Raw genomic sequence first — 2339 nt, 5'->3', positions numbered from 1 at the left:
GGAAGTGGGGGAGGGGTGCCGGGTGGTGACGGCGCTGGGGGCGACGTCGGCGGACCGGCGGTTGGACGTGATGGACCCGGGCGTGGCGGTGGACGGGTTGGTGCTGGACCTGGACGCGGATCGCCGCGTCGTGAGCGACTTCCTCTGCCGTCTGGTGGACCGGGGCTTCAGCGGCCCGCGCATCCTCCTGTCCTCTGGTTTCCGCCCCGAAGCGAGCGCCACCTTCCGGGCCTCCAGCCATACCCACTTCGCACTCGGCCGGCCCTGGCGCTCCGGTGAGCTGCGATCGCTCCTGGAGCAGGTCCTTGGAGTCTCCCACCTCGCTGAATCGACAGGCTGTCCGTGACTCCGTCCGTGACACCCGACTCGCGCCGCTGACGGAGCGGGTCGCGGACGCGGGGCACGGGCTGTTCACCGGCATCGCCGGGGCGTCCGCGGGCGCCGCGCGCAGCGCGTACGTGGCGCTGGTGCTGCTGGCGGGCGGCATGGCGCGCTGTGCGGCGGGGCGCTCGCGCGAGGGCCTGCCGCAGCTCAAGCGCGGCCTGTTCCGCGTGGCGCAGGTGCCCGTGGACCTGGTGCTGATGCTGGGCGGGCGCGTGCTCAGCGCCGTGCAGGTGGTGTCCGGCCTGGAGCCCGTCGGCCGCCGGCTGACGGATGCGGAGGTGGCGCGGCTCAAGCCCATCTTCGGCGACAGCGTGGACTTCCGCTGCGTGCGCGTGAAGGAGGGCGCCCTGGGCCTGCTGGGCCTGCCGGGTCGCGCGTTCGCCCACGGCGACATCCTCTTCGTGCCCCCGGGCTACGGCGCGGTGGGCTTCCGGCTGCTGGTGCACGAGCTCACGCACGTGTGGCAGCACCAGCACGGCGGCACGGGCTACCTGAGCGGCGCGCTGGCCGCGCAGTACCTGGGCGACGGCTACGACTGGCGCAAGGCCGTGGGCGCGCACCGCCGCTGGGCGGAGCTGAACGCGGAGCAGCAGGCCCAGTTCATCGAGGACGCCGCCGACGCGCAGCTCATCCCCCACGTGGGCCGGCCCACCCCCCAGCAGCGGCTGCGCGGGTGGAGTGACGCCGCCCTGTGCCTGCTGGACGAGGCGCTGGACAACCTCTACGCGGGACGGGGCGCGCCGTGAGCCGGAGGGTCGTGCGATGACGCCGCCCGCCTCCCGGCCCGGAGGCATCCCCGAAGGCCGCTGCCTGCAAGCCGTGACGTGGCGGCGTCTGGAGTCCCCCGGCACCGAGCACTGCGAGCTGTGGGAGTCCACCACCGGCCCGCTGCTCATCGGCACCACCGTGCTCGTGAGCGAGGGGCTGCCCCTGCTCGTGCGCTACACCGTGGCGTGCGACCCGGACTGGCACACGCGCGAAGCGCGGCTCGTGCTGCACCAGGGCGGCACCCGGCGCACGCTGGTGCTCCAGGTGGATGACCACCAGCGCTGGTGGCGCGACGGGCGCGAGCTGCCGGAGCTGCGCGGGTGCGTGGACGTGGACCTGAGCGTCACCCCCTCCACCAACACCCTGCCCATCCGCCGGCTGGGGCTGGAGGTGGGCCAGGCCCGCGACGTGACGGCCGCGTGGGTGCGCCTGCCGGACCTGTCCCTGGAGCGGCTGGAGCAGCGCTACACCCGGCTGTCCTCGTCGCTCTTCCGCTACGAGAGCGCGGGCGGCTCCTTCGTGGCGGAGGTGGACACCGACGCGCACGGGCTCGTCACGCACTACCCGTCCGGCTGGGAGCGCGTGGCCAGTTCCGAAGGGTGAGGCGAAGGGTAGGGCGAAGGGTGAGGCCCCCGCGCAACCCCCGGCCCCCAACGCGGACAATCCTCCCAAACCCGCCGCGCCCGATGTCGGTCCGTGTGCGCAGGTGGCGCAGGAACGGGCCTGCTCCCCGGGGACATGGGAATGCAGGACTACCTGTCATATAGGGATGGGCCCGGGTGACGTGGTGGGTTATAACGACCCGCGAACCGTTCCGGAGGCAGAGGGGTCGCAACCCCGGACCGCCCCGCCGGACGTCACGTGCAAGGTTGATGTGGTGAAAACCCACCCCCGAGGTCCCATCGCATCCGGCCGCGCCCGGAAGAAGCGCCCCCTGGCGCCCGCGTCCGCCGCCGCGCTGTCGCGGCGGCAGTTGGAGCGCAAGCTGGCGGTCAGCGTGGGCGCCTCGGCCCGGGCCGCGCGGCTGCGGGCCGGGCTGACACAGGCGGACGTGGCGGATCGCGTCGGCATCGCGTCGGAAGTGTATGGCCGGTTGGAGCGGGGCAAGATGATGCCCAGCGTCCCCACGCTGTTCCGGCTGTGCCTGGCGCTGCAGCTGTCCGCGGATGCGTCGCTGGGGCTGGCCC

Annotated in this window: 4 protein-coding genes; all 4 read left to right on the top strand. The window is 73.8% G+C overall.

What is annotated here, in order from left to right:
* The coding region (locus D7V97_RS45115) for a hypothetical protein (RefSeq protein ID WP_158623573.1) at nucleotides 1–346 on the top strand (346 nt) is incomplete at its 5' end.
* Nucleotides 306–1130 carry a DUF4157 domain-containing protein gene (locus D7V97_RS42370; protein WP_233583600.1) on the top strand — a complete coding sequence of 275 codons (825 nt, stop codon included), beginning with the start codon at nucleotides 306–308 and terminating at the stop codon, nucleotides 1128–1130. The genes D7V97_RS45115 and D7V97_RS42370, both read left to right, overlap by 41 nt.
* A gap of 16 nt (nucleotides 1131–1146) precedes the next feature.
* The gene (locus D7V97_RS42365) at nucleotides 1147–1755 is read left to right on the top strand and encodes a putative glycolipid-binding domain-containing protein (protein WP_120616187.1); all 609 of its coding nucleotides are present in this window, start codon (nucleotides 1147–1149) and stop codon (nucleotides 1753–1755) included.
* Nucleotides 1756–2026: 271 nt separating this feature from the next.
* The coding region (locus D7V97_RS42360) for a helix-turn-helix transcriptional regulator (RefSeq protein ID WP_147445237.1) at nucleotides 2027–2339 on the top strand (313 nt) is incomplete at its 3' end.

The organism is Corallococcus sp. CA053C, assembly GCF_003611675.1.
Taxonomy (GTDB): Bacteria; Myxococcota; Myxococcia; order Myxococcales; family Myxococcaceae; genus Corallococcus.
The sequence above is the reverse complement of the archived record's forward strand: the minus strand, read 5'-3'. Positions and strand labels throughout refer to the sequence as shown.